Below are 21329 nucleotides of genomic sequence, written 5' to 3' on the forward strand. Positions count from 1 at the left end.
TCCCCCCTCGCAGGTCAACGGAAGTTTATGCTGCGATCGCTGGTCATGTCGTACAGCTGAAACTTACGTCCAAGCTGCTGACCACCGTCACGCGTCAACGGTGTCCAGCCAATCGCTGCCCGACTGCGGGTCGGGCCTGACGAGAAGAGATCCAGCGGCACGGAAACATAGACACCTTTGGTGAAGTCCCCTTCCCCGTATTCATCCGCCGACACGTTGGTGATAGTCGCATAGCCGCCCACCACCACACCGCTGTCGAAGCGTTTAGAAATATCCAGCGTTCCGCCTTTGTCGCCTGCCAGATATTGCCCGACGCTCGCTTTCACCAACACGTCCTGAGCGAAAGACGGAGTCCAGTAAGCGGTCAGATGCCCGGTCTTCACGCTATAGTCGGTAAATTTCATCATGTCCTGTGCGCTGCGCCAGTCACGCTGTTTCACATAGTTCGCATCCAGGCCGAACGCCCAGTTGCTGTCCACCGGACGATACAGCACTTCCGCCCCCGCGCCGCCATACATCGTCTCAAGGTAACCCCCATAGGCCTGGCCATAGAAACCGTTGCCAAAATACTGGAAGTAGTTAGCTTGCAGGTTGTTGACGTAAACATCGTTTTGCACATACTCACGCACGCGGGTTCGCACGCGCGGCAGATGTGAGTCGTTCGGTGGGTTGGTGTAGTTAAATTTGTCGTAGTTATTGGCAAGGTTAGCAAACACGCTACCGGTGGTGAGCAGATGATCCGTCACCCACAGGTCTGCCGTCCCCATTACGCCCAGCTGGTACATGTAGAAGTTTTCCGGGCCGCCCACAGACTGGTTGAGAACCGGATCAAGGTGGAAATCAAAGCGTGATTTGTCGATATACCACCCCTGCTCGGTGATTTCCGGGACGATCGGCTCCACCCGCTTTTGCGCCAGCGGGGTCTCATGGCCCAGCGGCTCCCCTTCCAGGTGCCGTTGCAGGCTGGACACTTCCGTTTCGGTGGTGACCTGCGGCATGTTGAGGCGATTTTCGGTTACCCGGATCGTGCGGATCCCTTCCGGCAGGGCGTTCATCACGATCCGATTCGCGCGTTCGATCCCTTCCCGCGAATCACGGTATTTCACCTGCTCGCCGGTCACATACAGCGTGTCGCCTTTTACCTGGATTTTGGGATCCGCCAGCCCGGCGTTGTATTTCAGGAGCGTCAGCTGATTAGCCACCACCGAATGTTGCAGGATGGCATCCTGCGGCTCCGGCTGGTATTTCGGTCGCGGATTGTCGCTATAGGAAGGACGCAAATCATTGAAGTTGGTGCGTAGCGTAACCCCAAACATAAAGGTATTACCGCGCTCATAGCTGAGGTTGACGTCGGCCCAATCGGTGACGCGGTAAATGGCGCCGACGTTAAATTTGCTCTTCTGTTCCAGCTTGCCCGCAAAATCCTGCTGGTAATTATTCCCTTCATACTCCAGCTTCAGGCGCAGTGGCTGCCAGGGCGTCTGGTACTCAACGCCGCCAAACAGCGATGCCGGTCCGTGGAACATCTGGCTACCGTCAACAGATCCCGCCTGTTTGTAGCTGTTATCACGGTAGCAATACTTATCGCTGTATGAACAGAATGGGTTACTCACGTTGCCGCTGGTCCCCAGATAGCCCCAGCCAAGGCCAAGCGAGAAATCAAAGGGTCCCCAGGCTTTATTTGCCACAATGTATTCTGCGTCAAACAGACCGGTACCGCCGATATCGCGAGCGCCAGCGGCCACTTGTGGCATCCAGTCACTCTCTTCCCACAGCCGTAACTTCAGGTCGAAAGCCTTATCTTTGTAGGTCTGATCGCCGGAGAAGGACTCCACGCTGCTGTATTGTTTGGTTCGCACGTCGGTATAGCGCAGCGTCGTTTCCAGCCACGGAAAGAGCTGTGCAGAGGCGGAATAGTAGCGGTACTGATCGTTATCACGGTAATTCAGACTCATTTCGCCTTCCCGCGCCATTCGCGCCGTAGGCGTTTGCAACAGCCCCACGCCGCCAAAGTCAGACTGCGATGGCCCAATGGGGGCAGGATATGTTTCGGCATGACAGGCCGCGCTGATGCCCAGCGCCAGTAAGCTGAGCAGATATGTTTTTTTCATTACTCGGGTATCCGCTGCGTCAGGGTATGAAGAATGTCGGCATTCAGCGCATCCGGCGTGCGACTCCAGACGGAACCGGCCAGACCAACAAAAATGATGCTGCCGGGCATCGGCTCTACGTGGCGCTTATTCCAGTAAGCGATCGGCACTTTCTGCGTGCGACCGTCGGGATATACAATCCACGCATAGCTGCGCTCCGCCCCGCTGAGCAGGCTTTGTCCTTCGAGATAACTGAAGACATCGCGTCCTGGAGTAAATAGCTGGCGGCCAGGCCGGTTTATCATCCCAAAGAGCGTCACCGTGGTCGGCTGTGGACCTACCCACAGGGTGTAATTCCCTTGCAGCGACGGATTACCGCGTTCACTCACCCGAACACTATCGGGGTCAAGATTCACCTGCTGTCTGCCAGTGACCTTCAGGGCCTGAATTTGCTGACGCAGCGCGTTTATTGCAGCGGCATCGTCACCCCTTTCATCGGCGCTCAGCGCCACCAGACGTCCCAGCAGCGCCTGCTGCTGGCGCTGTGCCGTCGCGGTCGCCTGCTCTTCACCGATCACCGCCGCAGGCCACCAGCTGTTTGCCAGCCGTGGCTGTCCCACCAGATCGATCAGATGCTCCGCGCCGGTAAGGGTTTTCGGCTCTGGACTATCGGGCGTAAAGACGTTGACCGTGCCAACCGCAAAAACAGATGACGCGCCCAGGCTAAAAAGCAGCGCGGTAAGGGCCCGTTTCATCATGATTTTGCCGCCTTAATGAGCGTGGTTTTCACCGGGAAGAAATTTGCACCGAGAGTCTGTTCGGACTGACGAATTTTCGCTTCGTTATCAATCCAGTAGCGGTTATGCCATTGCGTATGATCGGTAGTGACCTCTTCATCAAGAATGCGTACCGGCGTTACATCGTTCCCAACCTTAATGCTGTCGGTCCCCTTCCATTTGAACACCGATCGCGCGGTGGCGTAGCGCACCTGTTTATGCTCGGTCCAGCCCATGGTGCGGGTCCAGGTTGCACCATCGATAATTTGTGTGGGTTGAGCCAACGGATCGGCGGCCAGATTATTCACGTCAATCAGGTTGTCGCCGCCGAACAACGTTTTCACCAGACGGCCATGCTGCGTCACGATAGTCGCCTGATCCTGCGTCACCCATTTCTGCTGCCCGTTCTCTGCGAAAGCGAGCACCACAAACAGCTGCGGCCCGCCGTTGAGCTGCATATACTGGCTGGCATAAGGCATATTCTGAATATCGTCATCCGTGAGCTGCACGCCTGGCGTACCGAACACACTTTCCCACAGCGAGTTGCCCAGCTCCTTTGTGGTGGCTGAGCATGCCTGTAACAGCAGGCAAATTAGTATGAGCGCAGGTCGCTTCACGACGCTTCTCCAGAGGGGCAAAATAACCACACCGAAGTGTGGTTATGGTTAAACGTACCGGTATTACTGGGTACTGGTGGTCGTGGTGGTTGTGGTCCCGGTATTGGAACCATCACCACCACCGGTAGCCGCCAGCGCGACTCCCACCGCAGAACTTACGGTGCTAACGCTGGTTGCGGAGGAACTCCCCGCCGAAACCAACGTTGCTGCCGAACCTGCCGCTTCCCCCACCTGGACGGGGGCTGACCAGGCAGAGGTCGCCGCAAGCGCAGATATGGCAAAAATGCCATACAGAACTTTTTTCATAACAATTTCCCTTCATTGAATGAATGGAGATTTGCCTGAAATAGAATTCAGACGCAGTCGAGTATACACAACTAAATTGGGCGGATTACGGAGGGGAGAATAGCGGTTCGATTTTAGGATAATTAGCTAAAACGCCAATAAAAACCATTCATTAAAAATAAAAAAAACTCTATATTTCAAAATGTTAATAAATTAATATACTAAAGGAAATCCTAAAAAATCATTTTTACAACGTCGGTCAAATTATATTTTTAGGATAATCCTGAACCACTCTGACCGATTTTTTCCGCCATCTCTGTACACTATGTCACGCACATCCGAAAAAGCGCGGCGGACCGTCATCGATTAAATATATTGATAATATGCATACTCTAAATAATTCGAGTTGCAGGACAAAACGCGTAGTCGTTTTGAACAGCGCTTGCGCTGGCCCCGAAGGGGCGAGGCCCAGGGATGGGCCGGGTAACAAAGCCAACGCATCTGCAACTTGAAGTATGACGAGTATATATTGTAAAACTGCGACCTGGCTGCTAAGCATCACGAAAAAATTGCCATATCTGTATCCATGATGTCCACGAGGAGAATGTTTTTAGCGTTGCCGCCACCTATATTTCAGGGATCATTCTATCTTTCTCTGAGGAGGCACAGTGAAAACATTAACCATCGGTCTTTTTGGTATTGGGCTGGAAACTTACTGGCCCCAATTTCCTGGGCTAAAAACAGAGCTGGAAGATTATCTGTCACAGGTTGATAAAAAATTGCAACAGAATAATGAAAACATCAACATTATTAATAGCGGATTAATTGATAATAACGCGGCTATGGATCGGGCCATTACGCTTTTTTCAGCCAATAATATTGACGCGCTGGTGCTCTATATTACGACTTATGCACTCAGTTCAACGGTACTTCCTTTAGTGCAACAGCTTAACGTTCCGGTATTAATTCTGGCGCTCCAGCCGGAACAAAGCCTGCCCTGCAACAGAATTAACCAACTGGCAGATCGCGGCACGCGAACCGGACAGTGGCTGGCCCATTGCCAGGCCTGTAGCGCGCCGGAGCTGGTTAACGTCTTCCAGCGTACCGGCGTTTCTTATAGCCTGGTACCGGGCTATCTGGAAGATGAGGATGCCTGGCAGGAGATCGATGACTGGCTGGCGGCGCTGGCGGTTGTGAACACCTTAAAAACCACCAACATTGGCGTCCTCGGTCATTATTATAACGGTATGTATGACGTCTATTCGAATATGACGAACCTGTCGGCAAAATTCGGCGTGCGGTTCAGGCTGCTGGAAGTGTGCGAGTTAGTTAACACATTAACCGCAATTACCGACGAGCAACAGGCGCAAAAACGCCAGCAGATATTTCAGTCCCTGAGTGTCGACCCCGCCTGTGAGGAATATGAATTACAACGTGCCATAAATACCGCGATTGCGCTGGATAATATGGTTGACCGCCATCAACTGGGTGCCCTGGCCTATTATTATGAAGGCGCGTCAGGTTCGGCCCAGGAAAATATCATGACCTCCGTGATTATGGGAAATACATTGCTGACCGCAGACGGAATTCCGGTGGCGGGCGAATGTGAAATCAAGAACGTCATCGCCATGAAAATACTCAGCCTGCTGGGGGCGGGAGGATCATTCTCTGAACCTTATGGCATTGATTTTCGTGCGCAAACCGTACAGTGGGGTCATGACGGCCCGGCACATCCGCTGATGTCCGCAGAGAAGGTCAGGCTGGTGCCCCTGCCCGTCTATCACGGTAAACCCGGAAAAGGGGTATCCATCCAGATGAGCGTGGCACCCGGTCCGGTTACCTTTTTGTCCGTCGTCGAGCATCAGGATGGCAGCGTCACGCTGCAATACGCCGAGGGCGAGGCGGTCGCAGGAGAAACGCTGGATATCGGCAATACCAACAGTCACTACCGGTTCCCGCTCAGCGCGAAGGCGTTTACCCGCCGCTGGTGTGAAGGTGGAGCGGCTCACCATTGCGCCATCGGGATTGGACACGTTGGCCTGAAGCTGGAAAACATCGCCAGGCAGCTTGCCATTCACACTCACCGGATTTGCTAAAGATTGCTGACTACCTTGTGCCGTCTGTAGAGCCTCGCCCGACCGGACGAGGCCCGCGCTAATTATGCACGCCAGGACTTATAGCGGTTAATCAGACCGTTGGTTGAACTGTCGTGGCTGTCGATCGCTTTGTCGTCACCCAGCTCCGGCAGAATACGGTTTGCCAGCTGTTTACCCAGCTCAACGCCCCACTGATCGAAGGTGAAGATATTCAGGATCACACCCTGCGTAAAGATTTTATGCTCATACAGGGCAATCAGCGCGCCCAGGCTGAACGGGGTGATTTCACGCAGCAGGATGGAGTTGGTCGGGCGGTTGCCTTCGAACACCTTGAAGGGCACCACGTGGTCCAGGGTTGCCGGATCTTTACCCTGATCGCGGTATTCCTGCTCAACCACATCGCGGGATTTACCGAACGCCAGGGCTTCAGTCTGCGCGAAGAAGTTAGACAGCAGCTTCGGATGGTGATCCGACAGCGGATTATGGGTGATAGCCGGGGCGATGAAATCGCACGGTACCATTTTGGTGCCCTGGTGAATCAGCTGGTAGAACGCGTGCTGGCCGTTAGTACCCGGCTCACCCCAGATGATTGGGCCGGTCTGGTAATCCACCGCGTTGCCGTTACGGTCAACGTATTTGCCGTTGGATTCCATATTGCCCTGCTGGAAGTAAGCTGCAAAACGGTGCATATACTGGTCATACGGCAGAATCGCTTCGGTTTCAGCGCCGAAGAAGTTGTTGTACCAGATACCGATCAGCGCCAGCAGCACCGGCAGGTTTTTCTCCGGGGCAGTAGTAGAAAAATGCTTATCCATCGCGTGCGCGCCGGACAGCAATTCAACAAAGTTGTCGAAGCCGACGGACAGAATGATGGACAAACCAATGGCTGACCACAGGGAATAGCGACCGCCCACCCAGTCCCAGAATTCGAACATGTTGGCAGTATCAATACCGAATTCGCCAACCGCTTTCGCATTGGTGGACAGCGCAGCAAAGTGCTTCGCCACGTGTTTTTCATCACCCGCAGTTTTCAGGAACCAGTCGCGCGCGCTGTGGGCGTTGGTCATGGTTTCCTGGGTGGTGAAGGTTTTGGAGGCCACCAGGAACAGGGTCGTTTCCGGGTTCACTTTCTTCAGCACTTCGGCGATGTGAGTACCATCGACGTTAGAGACAAAGTGCATATTCAGGTGGTTTTTATATGGACGCAGCGCTTCGGTCACCATGAACGGGCCGAGGTCAGAGCCGCCGATACCAATGTTGACCACGTCGGTAATCGCCTTACCGGTATAGCCTTTCCATTGACCAGAGATAATCGCTTCAGAGAAGGCTTTCATCTTCTCCAGCACCGCGTTCACTTCCGGCATGACGTCTTTGCCGTCGACGATAATCGGGGTATTGCTACGGTTACGCAGCGCAACGTGCAGGACGGCACGGTCTTCGGTACGGTTAATCTTCTCGCCGGAGAACATGGATTTGATGGCGTCAGCCAGGAAGGTTTCTTTTGCCAGATCCTGCAACTTTGCCAGCGTCTCTTCGGTGATGCGGTTTTTAGAGAAATCGACCAGCATCAGATCGTCGAATGTGGCGGAAAAATGAGTGAAACGGTCGCTGTCTTTCGCGAAAAGCTCCGCGATAGTAACGTCCTTCATTTCGTCGTAATGTTTTTGTAGTGCCTGCCAGGCAGATGTCTGCGTCGGATTGATGTTTTTCATTAGCAATACTCTTCTGATTTGAGAATTGTGACTGAGATCGATTGTAACGCCAGCCACAGAAAAATGTGATTGTTTTAATGCCGTTGCCCCAGGCACTGTCGAATGGGGATAAAAAGTATATACCCTAAATAATTCGAGGTGCAGGAAGGCGGCAAGTGAGTGAGTCCCCGGGAGCATAGATAACGATGTAACCGGAGTGAGTTGAACGTAGCCAACACGCCCGCAACCCGAAGTATGACGGGTATCGCTGTTATAAGCCCTGTTTCTGAGTCTAAACGCAGCATAAAAAATCCGCATAATCCCGGCGTTGACAGTCCAGCCCGCACATTTTATTTATAAATACGGAATTTGCTTTTGCGCCTGCACCGGTGTCAGTACTGCCTTTGTGCCATGGTCGCTTTTTTCACTCCCTGACACGAGGTAGTCATGACCGATATTGTTGTCTCCAAATTTGGCGGTACCAGCGTGGCTGATTTTGACGCCATGAACCGCAGCGCCGACGTGGTGCTTTCCGATGCAAACGTCCGTTTAGTTGTCCTTTCGGCATCTGCCGGGATTACCAATCTGCTGGTTGCGCTGGCGGAAGGCCTGGAAGCAGCCGCACGTTTCGAAAAGCTCGACGCTATCCGTAAAATTCAGTTCGACATCCTGGAGCGTCTGCGCTATCCGAACGTTATTCGCGAGGAGATCGAGCGCCTGCTGGATAACATCACCACGCTTGCCGAAGCCGCTTCTCTGGCCACCTCCACCGCCCTGACCGACGAGCTGGTCAGCCACGGCGAACTGATGTCGACCCTGCTGTTTGTGGAGATCCTGCGTGAACGTAACGTGCAGGCGCAGTGGTTTGATGTGCGTAAAGTGATGCGTACCAACGATCGTTTTGGCCGTGCAGAACCCGATGTTGTCGCGCTCTCTGAACTGGCGACGCTGCAACTGGCACCGCGGCTGGAAGAAGGCCTGGTGATTACTCAGGGCTTTATCGGCAGCGAAAGCAAAGGCCGCACCACCACTCTGGGACGCGGCGGGAGCGATTACACGGCCGCTCTGCTGGCAGAAGCCCTGCACGCGACGCGAGTTGATATCTGGACGGACGTGCCGGGCATCTATACCACCGATCCTCGCGTGGTCCCTGCGGCACAACGCATCGATGAGATTGCCTTTGAAGAGGCGGCGGAGATGGCTACTTTTGGCGCCAAGGTTCTGCATCCGGCAACCCTGTTACCCGCCGTGCGTAGCGATATTCCGGTCTTCGTCGGCTCCAGCAAAGATCCGAAAGCCGGTGGCACGCTGGTGTGCAACAAAACGAACAATCCGCCGCTGTTCCGCGCGCTGGCGCTGCGTCGTAAACAGACATTGTTAACCCTGCACAGCCTGAATATGCTGCACTCTCGCGGTTTTCTCGCCGAAGTGTTCGGCATCCTGGCGCGGCATAATATCTCGGTGGATTTGATCACCACTTCGGAAGTCAGCGTGGCCTTAACCCTGGATACCACGGGGTCGACCTCAACAGGCGATACGTTGCTGACGCAGTCTCTGTTGATGGAGCTGTCTGTATTGTGTCGCGTTGAGGTGGAAGAGGGTCTGGCATTGGTTGCGCTAATTGGCAACGATCTGTCCAAAGCCTGCGGCGTGGGTAAAGAGGTGTTCGGCGTTCTGGAACCGTTCAACATCCGCATGATTTGCTACGGAGCTTCCAGCCACAACCTCTGTTTCCTGGTCCCTGGCACCGAAGCTGAGCAGGTCGTACAGAAGCTGCACCATAATCTGTTTGAGTGACCGTCAATGGAATAGCCCCGCGCACATCGCGCAGGGCTAGAGTGAGTTTCCCATTACCGTCTGATACAGCAGTCTGTCCAGTTCCCTGACATCTCCTTCCCGACTGTCCGGAATAACCGGCGGGATCTCGCCTCGCGCCAGTTCAGCACGGATAAACGCGTGCAGCAGTGGGCGACGTGGACCGTATTCCGCTTCTCCCGTACGTTGTTTGCGTTCAAGCAGTTCGTCTATCTCCTGACGTAGCGCGGCATCCAGTTCGCTTCCCGCCAACAGTGCGGCAAAACGCACAGGCGGCACGCCCTTCCCTGCTTCAACCCAGCGTACGGCCAGTAACGGGCGCAGGACATAGAAGTATTTTTTTAACCGTACATCCTCACCCTGCAGATAACCGCGGAAGTTTTTTCGCGCCATCGAGTAGTAGTGCCAACGGGCGCGAAGTGGCGAAAACCATTTTGGTACGAGCGCCTTAAGCGCGGATACCGTTGCCTCATCCTGATGATAAACCACCGGTGAACCCAGCCATTCTATCAGCGTGGGGTTAGCCCCCTTCAGTAAACCAAGTGCTTTACGCCACTCCCAGCCGCAGACGTCCAGTTCATCGTCTATTGGCAGCTCGATTACATCGCGCGGGGCTTCTACCCGCAGGTACCACTCCGGCTGATGGACATATAAAAACCGCACATCGTAATCGCTGTCTGGAGAAGCGAATCCCCAACCGCGGCTGCCGGATTCGCAGGCATACAGCACCCGAACGCCATAGCGCTGCTCCACCTCTTTCAGCTGCCACGCAACCTGTTCGCGCATGGCGGCAGTAACACCGTTATTGCTCATCGTTCTGCTCCTTTTATATTCACCAGGCCGTGCAGCACCTGATCCAGACCGCCAAAGACCGAGATTTTATCGATACGTTCCGCCACTCTTTCGAGCGTCTCCAGCTCTTTTAAACGCAGCGCCACCGGGTTGTTTTCCATCACTTTCGCGGTGTTCAACAACGAGCGGGTCGCGGCGGTTTCTTCACGTCGACGAATCACGTTAGCCTGTGCTGACTTTTCCGCTTCCACCAGGCGGGAGAGAATAGCCTTCATATCGCCAGGCAGGACAATATCCTTCACACCAGGTGAGGCGACTTCAATGCCAAACGGCGCCATACGGGCTTTTACCTGCGCGCTGACGACTTCGTCGATGATCTGCTTATTTTCCAGCAGTTCATCAAGGGTGCGCGTTCCCACCGCTTCTCGCAGCGCAAACTGTAACTCCCGGTACAGGTGGTCCAGCGGTTTCGTAAGCCGGGAAAATGCCAGCAACACGTCGCTAAAGCGCCAGTTTGCCGCCAGATTCAGGCGCAGATTGACCTTATCTTTGGTCAGGATCTCCTGTCCACCGACCTCCAGCACCTGCAGACGGGTATCCACCACGTCGGCTTCAACCAGATGATTCACCTTCCAGTACGCGGTCAGACCGGGTGTCAGCAACGGCTGTGTCTCACCGTCAATTTTCAGAACGCCCACGTGCCAGGCCGGAACCTGTACTGTCAGCATCGCTTCACGTCCTTTCACCGCACCATTACGGCGTGGCTGTAACACCGCATTCATGACGTCCGCGGGTACCAGAGCCTGGCGTGTATCCATCCGTACCTGTCTCAACGCCTCATCGGCTCGCCAGTACAGGCGGCGCGTTGACGGCGGCAGGATCTCCTGCAAAATGTCGTTCATATACAGCGCACCTGCCTCTGTGTCACTTAAATCCACCGCCAGGCAGTAGCGCTCAACCCAGCCGGGCTGGAAGCGACGCAGATACTCCGCCAGCGTTTCCTGCACTTCGCTGCCGTCCAGATTAATGACAAGTACCTCTGGCGTACTGAACCACGGCAGACGATGTTCACCCGCTTCCAGCACCTGGTAGTAATCGCCCTCACGGGACAAAAGCCCTAACTGACCTTTTCGTATTGTGATTTTCTTAGCCATTTCTCTGTTCCTTATAAAATCAGGTGCGGGTGCAGGGGCGAAGCCACAGGGGAATTCCCTTTTGCCTGTGGCGCGGCGCCATTACCGGCAACCTGCTGTTGGGGATTGCTAACCGCTCAACGCCCCGTTTCTATTTCTGTGATTAACAACCAGTTTCATTGGGAAAATGAATCGGGAATCGAACCCATTGTTCAGGTGTCATCTGCTGACGGAACACTCCGGGAAAACAGCCTCTGCCGTTCCTGACGTGCCGGCGGGGTTTAACCCCCTGCGTTTTCAGCGTTATTGACCCATGTGTTATTGCCAGAAGCGTGCCAGAAAGAAAAAACGACAAAATATTTTTTTAATTTATTGATTATTATTGTTTTTATTTTTCATGCTGGTTTTGACGATTGCCGTAACCTGCAGGATTTTTTATCTTTTAATATCGAATATTATCTTTATGGATAAATGATGAAAAAGCGGCGGGTAGTGATTGGTGTCCTGGGCACGGTGTTGGATAAACGCGGCAAGCGGGCAAACCGGTTTAAGAAATGGCGGCCCACGGTCGGCTTGTGCCAGCAGGCTGATTTCCCGATCGACAGGCTGGAACTGCTCCACCAGCCGCGAGATGAGAGCATGGCGCAACGGTTGATTGAAGATATCGCCCAGCTTTCACCCCATACCGACGTCCGCGCACAGGCGATCACAATTAACGATCCGTGGGATTTTGAGGAGGTCTACGCTGCGTTTCTCGACTTTGCCACACATTATGAATTTGATACGCAAAACGAAGAGTATCTGGTGCACATCACCACCGGCACCCACGTGGCGCAGATCTGCTGGTTTCTGCTAACGGAAGCCCGCTACCTGCCTGCCAGCCTGTTGCAAACCAGTCCGGCAACGAAAGGTTCATCAGACGAAGCTATCGCCGCTGGTGTCTGTTCGGTGATCGATCTTGATTTAAGCCGCTATGCCACGCTCACCAGTCGCTTTCAGCGCGAGCAACAGCAGTCGGTCTCATTCCTGAAAGCCGGTATTGAAACGCGCAATGTGACGTTCAACAAACTTATCGACCGAATTGAGCGGGTTGCGCTACGTTCAACAGATCCGATTCTGCTTACCGGCCCCACCGGTGCGGGTAAATCCTTTCTTGCAAAACGTATTTTTCAGCTTCGCCAGTCGCGTCATCTGGTGGCAGGAAAGCTGGTGGCAATAAACTGCGCCACCCTGCGCGGCGACAATGCGATGTCTACGCTGTTCGGTCACGTGAAAGGCGCTTTTACCGGGGCGCTGGCTCCACGTACCGGGCTATTACGTGAGGCCGATGGCGGCGTGCTGTTTCTCGATGAAATCGCCGAATTGGGGCTGGATGAACAGGCCATGCTGCTGAAAGCGATTGAAGAGAAAACGTTTTTTCCATTTGGCTCGGATACAGAGGTCCATAGCGACTTTCAGCTGATTGTCGGAACCCATCGCGATATGCCGCAGTGGGTGGCGGAAGGCCGCTTTCGCGAAGATCTCTACGCGCGTATCAATATGTGGCGTTTCGCCCTGCCTGGTCTGGCGCAGCGGCGCGAAGATATCGCCCCGAACGTCGAGTATGAGCTTCAGCGTTTTTCCCGCAGTAAACAGATGCAGATCCGCTTTGATAAAGAGGCCCGCGAGCGCTATCTGGCATTTGCCTGCTCGACGCAGGCACAGTGGCGCGGCAACTTTCGCGAGCTGAGCTCTTCCGTTGCGCGCATGGCGACGCTTGCCGAACAGGGACGTATTACGTTAGTCCTTGCTGAAGAAGAGATTGCGCTACTGCAAGAGAACTGGCAAAGCACTGCCTCACTACCTGAGCTGGAGGGGGAGATCGACCTTTTCGACAGGCGACAGCTGGAAACGGTGCTGGAGGTATGCCGCCGCTGCGCATCGTTGTCTGAAGCCGGACGAGAACTCTTCGCCGTCTCCCGACAGAAAAAAGCCAATCCCAACGATGCCGACCGCCTGCGCAAGTACCTGGCCCGCTTTGGGCTGAGCTGGGAGAGCATCCGCTGCGGATCATGAACATAATTTATTTGAATAATATTCCCTTGCACGATAAATAATAGCTATGGTCCGGCTCGATCCTGACCGGTTAATAACAAGCAAACACAACATACGTGCAAGGAAAACAACATGCTCGCCACCTTTACAAGGCTGTTCCCATTATGGGCGCTGCTGCTCTCTGTTATTGCGTATTACACGCCATCGACCTTTGGCCCAGTCGGACCGTGGGTGCCCACGCTGCTGATGCTGATTATGTTCGGCATGGGCGTACATCTTAAAGTCGACGACTTCAGGCGCGTACTCTCCCGCCCGGCCCCGGTTGCCGCGGGTATTTTCCTGCACTATCTGGTGATGCCGCTCGCCGCCTGGCTGCTGGCGCTGGCCTTTAATATGCCGCCGGAGCTTTCTGCCGGGATGGTGCTGGTCGGCAGCGTCGCCAGCGGCACAGCATCTAACGTGATGATTTATCTTGCAAAGGGAGACGTGGCGCTTTCAGTGACCATTTCCTCCGTTTCCACGCTGGTGGGCGTGGTGGCCACGCCGCTGCTGACGCGCCTGTATGTCGATGCGCATATCCAGGTTGATGTGATGGGTATGCTGCTCAGCATTTTGCAGATTGTGGTGATCCCGATTGCCTTGGGTCTGGTGGTTCATCACCTGTTCCCACGTGTAGTAAAAGCAGTAGAGCCATATCTGCCCGCATTTTCAATGGTGTGTATTCTGGCAATCATCAGCGCGGTCGTCGCCGGTTCGGCTTCACATATTGCTTCCGTCGGCTTTGTGGTGATCATCGCGGTTATTCTGCACAACACCATTGGCCTGCTTGGTGGCTACTGGGGAGGAAGGCTGTTTGGCTTTGACGAATCCACCTGCCGCACGCTGGCAATCGAGGTTGGGATGCAGAACTCCGGTCTTGCTGCCGCGCTGGGTAAAATCTACTTCGGCCCGCTTGCCGCACTGCCCGGCGCGCTGTTCTCCGTCTGGCACAATCTTTCGGGTTCGCTGCTGGCGGGTTACTGGTCCGGCAAGCCGATTAATGAGAAGCCACAAAAGATCGTAAAAGAGAAATAGAGAAACAGGCCCGGAACATCCACCAGCCGGGCCTGACCTATTTGCACGATCACTGGTTTCCCTGGCTTAATAAGCATCATCACAAGTACAACCAGGTAAATTTGTTGGTTTTCTGATTAACAACATCTGAAACCCGAGGCCGCAAGATATTTAACTTCACCGCGGCCGGTCCAGCCGCTCTTCAGGTTGCCCCTTTTGACTGAACGCACTAAAACGCCCGGGCGGATTCGTGGCCCGGGAGCAGTGCAGCGTTTTCGGCGGGAGTTCAATGAGTGACAGTGACACCCTCCCCGGTTTCAGCATCCAGGACAAACTCCGAGAAGATAAATTGTCTGACCTGAAGTATCGAACTGAGGTTAAGCTTTTGCCCTATTCTGCTGGTATAGGAATAGACAGTTTTTGGCGACAGATAAATTTTCCTGGCAGCCGCCCAGGTGTCGTCAGTATCAAGCAGGGCAAAAAGTGTCTTTTTTTCCTGAACTGAAAGTATGCTGAGACTCCTGTAGCGTGCAATGTGGTTTAACGCATATTCAGGTGAATGCGTCCTGCCGTCGGTGAGTTGTTTTCGAAACTCCATAAAGCACGATTTTCTGTATATCGTTACAATCGGCTCAAGAACTCTTGAACTGACATCCTTGCCACCGATGAAGATCAACCTATGCTTTTCAATCAGTTTATTTCTTTTCAGCAGTCTGAATATCGACCCCAGGCTTCTGAAAGATTCAATGTCAATGACGCAAACCTTCCTGCTGGCAGGAACTTGCTGAAGGATGACAGACAACGCGTTATTAAAAAAAACATCTTTAGTCAAAATTATGTGAGGCATAAACATAACCGGAAAATTTCAGAACACAATGAAAAGGGGCCCTGAGGCCCCTGATATAACATCAGAATCCGATACGGATACCGGCCACACCCTGGACCGGTGTCTCTGTGTGGCTGCCCTGACGATAATTAGCCTCGCCATATAAGGTTACGTCCCTGCCAACACTGACCGATGCGCCCAGACCATACTTGCCTGATGTCCCTTTGACGTTGTTATCGAAGCGGTTGCGTGCATTGATGGTGACCTCATTTGCGTCCGCAAACTCCTGCACGACCGCAGCCGACAAATAAGGCTTAAATTCAGTCTCACCGAGGCTGAATTTACCGGTAAGCTTCGCGCCGGCCTCACCCGTGACCGAGCGTGGCGTGCCGGTGTTACCCTTCATGCCGTTGCTCAGCTTCACGTCCTCACTGCTCATCTGAACATACGCCAGGCGGGCATAAGGCGTGAGACTCAGGTCGTCCCTCACATCAAACTGATAGCCCCCTTCAACGGCTGTGCTGAGACCATACTGCTTCCAGTCACCGCCGGTTTTGCCGCCATTGGTCATAACGGCGCTCAGTTTGTTGTTCAGGCGGTTACCCTTCACCACACCGTCAGCGTAGAAGCCGCTGGCATCGAACCATGTTGCATACAGGCCGATACCGTAGCTGTCGATGTTGCTTTTTCCACCGCGGGCATGCTTAACCTGGTTGTCGCTGTAAGACATGAATGCCCCCGTGAAGAGGCTGCCGCGCGCAAAATCCGTCCGCGTGTCGGCGCCGATTTCCATGCCGCTCTGATTAAGCTGATACGCCGCGCCGTTGCTGGTATCCGTATGGTTTTTGCTGCCGAGGTAGTGACCCCAGACGTTATTCTCCGGTCCGGTTTTATCCAGATTCGCCCGGTACATGCGCAGGCCATCAAGTTCGGAGTGAATGACATTCAGGCCGGCATTCGACATGGCCAGGATGGCGTCCGCTGCCGGAGTGGTCATCGGCTTCTTGCCACCGCCCGGGTTTTCACCGCCACCTGGATTCTCACCGCCACCTGGATTCTCACCGCCACCCGGATTCTCACCGCCGCCAGGGTTCTCGCCACCGCCAGGGTTCTCGCCGCCACCCGGATTCTCACCACCGCCAGGGTTCTCGCCACCGCCCGGGTTCTCACCACCGCCAGGTTCTTCCGTCATCGCGCCCAGGTACCAGACGTTCCCGCCGTTCAGACCATCCTTGTTCTGCTGGCTGAACAGCGTGTACATGTAAGTCCCACCGTCAATGGCCCGGATACTGCGGCCTGACGCCGTGACCATCTCAAAATCAATATCGCCACCCTGCTCGTGAATGAGATTCACCGTCAGGTCTGTATGGTCTGATATCTCCTTACCGGAGTCGGTAACAGCGATACCGAAGTGACCCGTACCCTGTTCGATGGTGACAAAGTTGGCATTACGCTCAGCGAGAGAAGTATTGAACAGGAAGCTGCCGGTGCCGCTGAGTTCGGAGATGTTCAGCTCCGCGAAGTCACCTTCACCGTTACGCAGGAAGGAGACATTGCCGCCGTTCATGGTGAGCTTATCGACCTGAGCCGGGGTATAACTGGTGGTGGTATCGGTAAGGTCGGCGACAGAGAGGGTCCCCCCTGTGATGCGCACGTCCGTTGCGACAGAGCCAGCGTCCATCAGCAGTTCACCACCGGCGTTCACTTTGGTTTCGCCGTCAGCCAGTGCCCCCGTCTGCAGCCACGACTGACCGCTATTGATGGTGGTGTTAATAGTCGTGCCGCCACTGGAGACCCACTGCCTGCCACCGCTATTGATAGTGGTATCAACAGCGGTGGCACTGTCGAGTAGCTGTATACCACCATTAATGGTGGTAGTGATGATGGTGGTTGCCTCGCCATCGATAACTTGTTGAATGCCACCGCTGTTAATGATGGTGTCAATGGTGGTGCCACCTGAAAAGTACTGTATGCCACCGCTGTTAATTGTGGTGTCAATGGCGGTGCCACCTGAAAGGTACTGTGTGCCACTGCTGTTAATTGTGGTGGCAATAGCTGAACCGCCAATGTCGATGTATTGGAGACCTCCGTAGATGGTGGTGTCATTGGCAGTGCTCCCACTGGAGACGAACTGCACGCCAAAGTAGTTGATGGTGGTATCAGTGGCGATGCCGCCATCGTAGACATACTGCTGGCCACCGCTGTTGATGGTGGTATCAGTGGCGGTGCCGGCATAGACTTTCTGCCAGCCACCGCTGTTGAGGGTGGTGTTGGTGGCAGTGCCGCGCTGGACCAACTGCTCACCGCCATTGAGGATAGTGTTCGTAGCTATACCACCGACGAACTGAACACCATTGAAGATGGTAGTGTTTGTTGCAGAGCCGCCGCTTAAGACCGACTGCTGGCCACCGCTGTTAATGGTGGTCTCAGTGGCTGTTCCCCCTATAGTGACCCATTGCGCGCCACCGCTTTTGATGGTGGTGTTAGTGGCTGTGCCGCCACTGAAGACGTTCTGCCTGCCACCGCTGTTGATGGTGGTGTTAGTGACTGAGCCCTCACTTTGGACGCTTTGAGAACCGCCGTTAATGGTGGTGTCAGTGGCTGTGCCACCTCGCTCGACGTATTGAAAACCGCTGTTGATTATGGTGTTTGTGGCTGTGCCCTCATTGAAGACGTCCTGATAACCACCATTAACGGTGGTGCCAATGGCTGTGCCGCCACTGGAGACGTACTGATAACCACCACTGTTGATGGTGGTTTTTGTGGCTATGCCCTCATTGAAGACTACTTGATAACCACCATTCACAGTGGTGTCAGTGGCCGAACCTCCGCTGTAGACGTCCTGATGACCACCATTAACGGTGGTGTCAGTGGCTGTGCCGCCGCTGGAGACGTTCTGTCCGCCCCCGCTGTTGATGGTGGTGTTTGTGGCTGTGCCGCCGTTGACGTATTGAGTGCCGCGGCTGTTAATAGTGGTGTCATTGGCCGTGCCGTCACTGGAGACGTACTGCTCGCCACCGCTGTTAATTGTAGTTTCGGTAGCCGTGCCGCCACTGAAAACTTTCTGCCAGCCACCTGTGTAGATGGTGGTGTCAGTGGCCGAACCGCCGCTGTAGACGTCTTGATGACCACCACCATTAATGGTGGTGACAGTGGCAGAGCCGCCACTGAAGACGCTTTGACTACCACCGTTAATGGTGGTGTCAGTGGCTGTGCCCCTATTGTAGACATTCTGACTGCCACCGCTAATAGTGGTGTCAGTGGCTGTGCCGCCGCTAACGATCTCCTGCTTGCCACCACTGTTGATGGAAGTGTCAGTGGCTGTGCCACCTAAGATGTACTGGTCGCCACCGTTGTTGATGGTGGTCTCAGTGGCCGAGCCCCCAACGTAGACGTCCTGCATGCCCCCATAGTTGATGACGGTCTCAGTGGCTGAGCCCCCATTGTAGATGTACTGACTGCCACCGTTGATAGTAGTAGAGGTGGCCGTATCTCCTGAAGAAATAGTCTGTTCACCCGTTAGCGTCACGTCCACATAATCCACGGCCATGACCGGCGCTGAGGGCAGCAGCATTGCCCCCAGCAGCAGTGCCAACGCGCTTTTCTTCGGCACCAGCTTCGGGCGACCGGACCCGGATGCCAGTTCAGAGGTGACCACCCACTGCTGGCGCGACTCGCACCAGACGGTGGTATATATCTTGTTCATAGTAACGCTCCTTAATTATCAACTAATCCTGCATGCAGACGGTCCACCATCCCTGTAACCTGTCGTCCGGTTATCAGCCGCGTGCACTCATACTGTCTTGGGGTATCCCTGTGATGCGGGCACCACAAAAAATCCTGGTGGTCAAAGTCAACCGACGTGTCATCCCAGCAGCCGTTACAGCCATGACTGCTGAACACCCGCCAGGGGGTGTAAAATTCGCTATTCGGAAGGCTGAATCCGCTGATCAACACCACAGGTATGTCAGTTGCCCAGGCAAGCCATGACAGCCCGCTGGCCAGACCGATAAAGAAACTCGCATGCATTAACAGGTCCACCCGATCCTGAAGCGGAATGTCGCCCGTGAAGTCTTCGGCACCATAGGGGATGTGGTTCCAGACGAAGCCCTGACCGTGACGGGCCTGGCGGTCAATGCACAGCACCCGGTACCCCAGTGATTTAAGGTGGGCAACCACCTCTGCCCAGCCATGACCGTTGTTCCAGTATTTCGCCTGGTTGGTTGACTGTGCGGCGATACAGACGTACGGCTCCGCAATTTTTCGCTCTGCATCCAGTTTCAGACGAGGCGGAGACTCACGGGGGTCAACCCCGAGGATGTAACCGGCATTGCGGTGAAAACCGACTTTCCTGAAATCAATGGGCTGATGAAGGGTGTCACCCTGAAAGAAAATGCCGACATACCAGGACGCGTAGGGATTCACTGTCCGGAGAGATTCTTTTGTGGAGAAGGTAATCTCAGGATATTGTGCGCTGAGCAGGTCAATGATTTCCTGCCCCATGACGCATTCAAGCTGGCACCGGTGCAGTTGACGAAATCGCTCGGCGTAAGGGAACCAGCCAAGCATATCGCCCAGCGTCCCGGTCGGGAAAAAGATGACGACCGGCTTGTCCTTCATGTCCAGTGTTTCATCCAGGACCGGATGCGCTTCTCCCTGGTGGAATACCTGAATACGGAAACGGACGTAATATTTTTTGGTACTGGTGACCCACCCTCCGTCAGAATCACAACTGAAAAGTATATTGCCGGATTCATCATCCATTAAAATGACATGCCATTTCCCTTCCGGAAGGTAAACGCGTGCACCGTAATTAAAGTCAAACAGAATGCCTTCCGGTCCGGCGCAGGTCGGAAACTCCGGAGGAGTTGCAAAGTTAACTGACATATCTCATCTATCCTTAGTATTCATTTGCAATCGGTAATGATTTAATCAATTGCACAGGTTATTCTTCTGCAATGTTTTTTCGTGACGGGTTGTGAGCTGTTTTATATCAGGCCCATAAGCAGTTCCACATTTCACATGTTTCCCGGCTGTAAAAACGTTTAAAATTAACTTGTAGTGGATGATTAACTTTTAATTTTGCCTGGACTAATGATGTTCAATCTTTTCACAAGAGTGAAGAAGTAAAATGTGTGCACAAAACTCGCGCATACTTACAGGTCGAGAAAACAAATAGCCCTGAAAGGTATCAATCCCCTTCATTTCTAAAAGCTTAAACTGCTCATTCGTTTCAACACCTTCAGCAATAATATGCAGATTTAACTTCTCACTAAAAGACATGATGGCGTCAATAACAGAGGAATAAATCAATTTATGGTTACAAACCATCGTTAAACATTTGTCAATTTTTATCGTTGAGAATCCAGCGTGTTCAATGTATTTTAAGCATGAACCACCACTGCCATAATCATCTATTGAAAAACCAACACCTGACGCAACAAGCTCCTGCATCGCATCCAGGGCAAAATCGTCAAATTCTAATGTGCCACGCTCAACAATCTCAAGAATAACCATGATGTCTTTGCCAAAATGAATATTAAATTCTTTAACCGCTTTTACCATTCGTGATGAATTGAGCTGTTGGGCACAGATATTAAAAGAAAAATAAAAACCTTTCGGTAGAGACTCAACATGAGGAGTGAAATGTGCTTTCACTTTCTCCAGAAGTTCACAAGTAACATCGTTGCATACTTCACCGCTTTCAATAACAGAAAGATACGATTCTGGAGAATGAAGGACACCATTCTTTTTCACCCTCATAAGGACTTCGCATCCCACTAATTCTCCCGACTGGTAAACAGGTTGAATAAAAGGAACAAACTCGGCACCTGCAAGTTCGGAGGTCAATATGGATTTTCTTACTGACCGTAGCAATCTACAAATCACTTGTTCTGTTTTCCTGAGTATTCTGATATTTGTCATCGTCAGGGCCCCTTACTCGTGTGCTCACAATCCTGCAGGAGATACCGTTCGCTAATCATCTGATGCAATCGGTAACTCATGTATTAACGGCCAACAGGCCAGTTCACTTTTGACGGGGAAATTTTATCTCCCTCATGCTGTAATCAACAACATGTATCTTAAATTTCAAAAATACCAGACTTATATTTTTAAATAC

15 protein-coding genes and 1 pseudogene are annotated in these 21329 nt (G+C 53.3%); 4 read left to right on the forward strand and 12 right to left on the reverse strand.

Going from position 1 to position 21329, the window contains the following annotated elements; translation table 11 throughout:
• Positions 1 to 14 precede the first annotated feature (14 nt).
• The 4 genes from C3432_RS17585 to yjbE all read right to left on the reverse strand — a co-directional run bounded on the left by C3432_RS17585 (position 15) and on the right by yjbE (position 3789).
• A complete protein-coding gene (locus C3432_RS17585) occupies positions 15 to 2111 on the reverse strand; it encodes a YjbH domain-containing protein (protein ID WP_103777819.1) in 2097 nt (698 codons plus the stop codon).
• Positions 2111 to 2848 (reverse strand): capsule biosynthesis GfcC family protein, encoded by a 738-nt coding sequence (locus C3432_RS17590; RefSeq protein WP_103777820.1) that lies wholly within the window; start codon positions 2846 to 2848, stop codon positions 2111 to 2113. Before C3432_RS17590 ends, C3432_RS17585 begins: the two co-directional genes overlap by 1 nt.
• Positions 2845 to 3483: a YjbF family lipoprotein gene (locus C3432_RS17595; RefSeq protein ID WP_103777821.1), complete on the reverse strand. Its 639-nt coding sequence runs from the start codon at positions 3481 to 3483 to the stop codon at positions 2845 to 2847. The genes C3432_RS17590 and C3432_RS17595 overlap by 4 nt, the downstream gene beginning before the upstream one ends.
• A gap of 63 nt (positions 3484 to 3546) precedes the next feature.
• Positions 3547 to 3789: an exopolysaccharide production protein YjbE gene (gene yjbE / locus C3432_RS17600; RefSeq protein ID WP_103777822.1), complete on the reverse strand. Its 243-nt coding sequence runs from the start codon at positions 3787 to 3789 to the stop codon at positions 3547 to 3549.
• 647 nt (positions 3790 to 4436) lie between these two features.
• On the opposite strand from yjbE, the gene C3432_RS17610 reads away from it, so the two are divergent.
• The gene (locus C3432_RS17610; RefSeq protein ID WP_103777824.1) at positions 4437 to 5864 is read left to right on the forward strand and encodes an L-fucose/L-arabinose isomerase family protein; all 1428 of its coding nucleotides are present in this window, start codon (positions 4437 to 4439) and stop codon (positions 5862 to 5864) included.
• Between the two features lie 62 nt (positions 5865 to 5926).
• On the opposite strand, the gene pgi is transcribed toward C3432_RS17610, so the two are convergent.
• Positions 5927 to 7576 (reverse strand): glucose-6-phosphate isomerase, encoded by a 1650-nt coding sequence (gene pgi / locus C3432_RS17615; RefSeq protein WP_103777825.1) that lies wholly within the window; start codon positions 7574 to 7576, stop codon positions 5927 to 5929.
• A 426-nt stretch (positions 7577 to 8002) separates the two neighbouring features.
• Between pgi and lysC the strand changes: the two genes are divergently transcribed.
• A complete protein-coding gene (gene lysC / locus C3432_RS17620; RefSeq protein ID WP_103777826.1) occupies positions 8003 to 9352 on the forward strand; it encodes a lysine-sensitive aspartokinase 3 in 1350 nt (449 codons plus the stop codon).
• 36 nt (positions 9353 to 9388) lie between these two features.
• Here the strand turns inward: lysC and C3432_RS17625 are convergent, their stop codons facing one another.
• Both C3432_RS17625 and C3432_RS17630 read right to left on the reverse strand, forming a co-directional pair.
• Positions 9389 to 10183, reverse strand: a complete 795-nt coding sequence (locus C3432_RS17625) for a nucleotidyltransferase domain-containing protein (protein WP_103777827.1) — start codon at positions 10181 to 10183, stop codon at positions 9389 to 9391.
• On the reverse strand, positions 10180 to 11316 hold the full coding sequence (locus C3432_RS17630; RefSeq protein WP_103777828.1) for a slipin family protein: 1137 nt from the start codon (positions 11314 to 11316) through the stop codon (positions 10180 to 10182). The genes C3432_RS17625 and C3432_RS17630 overlap by 4 nt, the downstream gene beginning before the upstream one ends.
• Positions 11317 to 11769: 453 nt before the next feature.
• Between C3432_RS17630 and rtcR the strand changes: the two genes are divergently transcribed.
• Together rtcR and panS are read left to right on the forward strand one after the other, a co-directional pair.
• Positions 11770 to 13350, forward strand: coding sequence for an RNA repair transcriptional activator RtcR (rtcR, locus tag C3432_RS17640; RefSeq protein ID WP_103777829.1), 1581 nt, complete (start codon positions 11770 to 11772; stop codon positions 13348 to 13350).
• A 111-nt stretch (positions 13351 to 13461) separates the two neighbouring features.
• Positions 13462 to 14403 carry a ketopantoate/pantoate/pantothenate transporter PanS gene (gene panS, locus C3432_RS17645; RefSeq protein WP_103777830.1) on the forward strand — a complete coding sequence of 314 codons (942 nt, stop codon included), beginning with the start codon at positions 13462 to 13464 and terminating at the stop codon, positions 14401 to 14403.
• A gap of 35 nt (positions 14404 to 14438) precedes the next feature.
• On the opposite strand, the pseudogene C3432_RS28035 reads toward panS, so the two are convergent.
• The 5 genes and pseudogenes from C3432_RS28035 to C3432_RS17670 all read right to left on the reverse strand — a co-directional run.
• Positions 14439 to 14569 (reverse strand): annotated as a pseudogene (locus C3432_RS28035) (helix-turn-helix domain-containing protein); the annotation flags it as partial.
• 99 nt (positions 14570 to 14668) lie between these two features.
• Positions 14669 to 15229: a LuxR C-terminal-related transcriptional regulator gene (locus tag C3432_RS17655; protein WP_181012942.1), complete on the reverse strand. Its 561-nt coding sequence runs from the start codon at positions 15227 to 15229 to the stop codon at positions 14669 to 14671.
• A 61-nt stretch (positions 15230 to 15290) separates the two neighbouring features.
• A complete protein-coding gene (locus C3432_RS17660) occupies positions 15291 to 18914 on the reverse strand; it encodes an autotransporter outer membrane beta-barrel domain-containing protein (protein WP_103777832.1) in 3624 nt (1207 codons plus the stop codon).
• Between the two features lie 11 nt (positions 18915 to 18925).
• Positions 18926 to 20095, reverse strand: a complete 1170-nt coding sequence (locus tag C3432_RS17665; RefSeq protein WP_103777833.1) for an autotransporter strand-loop-strand O-heptosyltransferase — start codon at positions 20093 to 20095, stop codon at positions 18926 to 18928.
• 204 nt (positions 20096 to 20299) lie between these two features.
• A complete protein-coding gene (locus C3432_RS17670; RefSeq protein WP_103777834.1) occupies positions 20300 to 21133 on the reverse strand; it encodes an EAL domain-containing protein in 834 nt (277 codons plus the stop codon).
• Positions 21134 to 21329 lie beyond the last annotated feature (196 nt).

It is taken from the genome of Citrobacter amalonaticus (assembly GCF_002918555.1).
Lineage (GTDB): Bacteria > Pseudomonadota > Gammaproteobacteria > Enterobacterales > Enterobacteriaceae > Citrobacter_C > Citrobacter_C amalonaticus_A.

Excerpts from the sequence above, each read along its gene's own strand:
- C3432_RS17670 (WP_103777834.1), bottom strand. The coding sequence starts at position 21,133 with ATGACAAATATCAGAATACTCAGGAAAACAGAACAAGTGATTTGTAGA.
- pgi (WP_103777825.1), bottom strand. The coding sequence starts at position 7,576 with ATGAAAAACATCAATCCGACGCAGACATCTGCCTGGCAGGCACTACAA.
- C3432_RS17625 (WP_103777827.1), bottom strand. The coding sequence starts at position 10,183 with ATGAGCAATAACGGTGTTACTGCCGCCATGCGCGAACAGGTTGCGTGG.
- C3432_RS17630 (WP_103777828.1), bottom strand. The coding sequence starts at position 11,316 with ATGGCTAAGAAAATCACAATACGAAAAGGTCAGTTAGGGCTTTTGTCC.
- lysC (WP_103777826.1), top strand. The coding sequence starts at position 8,003 with ATGACCGATATTGTTGTCTCCAAATTTGGCGGTACCAGCGTGGCTGAT.
- rtcR (WP_103777829.1), top strand. The coding sequence starts at position 11,770 with ATGAAAAAGCGGCGGGTAGTGATTGGTGTCCTGGGCACGGTGTTGGAT.
- yjbE (WP_103777822.1), bottom strand. The coding sequence starts at position 3,789 with ATGAAAAAAGTTCTGTATGGCATTTTTGCCATATCTGCGCTTGCGGCG.
- C3432_RS17655 (WP_181012942.1), bottom strand. The coding sequence starts at position 15,229 with ATGCCTCACATAATTTTGACTAAAGATGTTTTTTTTAATAACGCGTTG.
- C3432_RS17585 (WP_103777819.1), bottom strand. The coding sequence starts at position 2,111 with ATGAAAAAAACATATCTGCTCAGCTTACTGGCGCTGGGCATCAGCGCG.
- C3432_RS17665 (WP_103777833.1), bottom strand. The coding sequence starts at position 20,095 with ATGTCAGTTAACTTTGCAACTCCTCCGGAGTTTCCGACCTGCGCCGGA.
- panS (WP_103777830.1), top strand. The coding sequence starts at position 13,462 with ATGCTCGCCACCTTTACAAGGCTGTTCCCATTATGGGCGCTGCTGCTC.
- C3432_RS17660 (WP_103777832.1), bottom strand. The coding sequence starts at position 18,914 with ATGAACAAGATATATACCACCGTCTGGTGCGAGTCGCGCCAGCAGTGG.
- C3432_RS17590 (WP_103777820.1), bottom strand. The coding sequence starts at position 2,848 with ATGATGAAACGGGCCCTTACCGCGCTGCTTTTTAGCCTGGGCGCGTCA.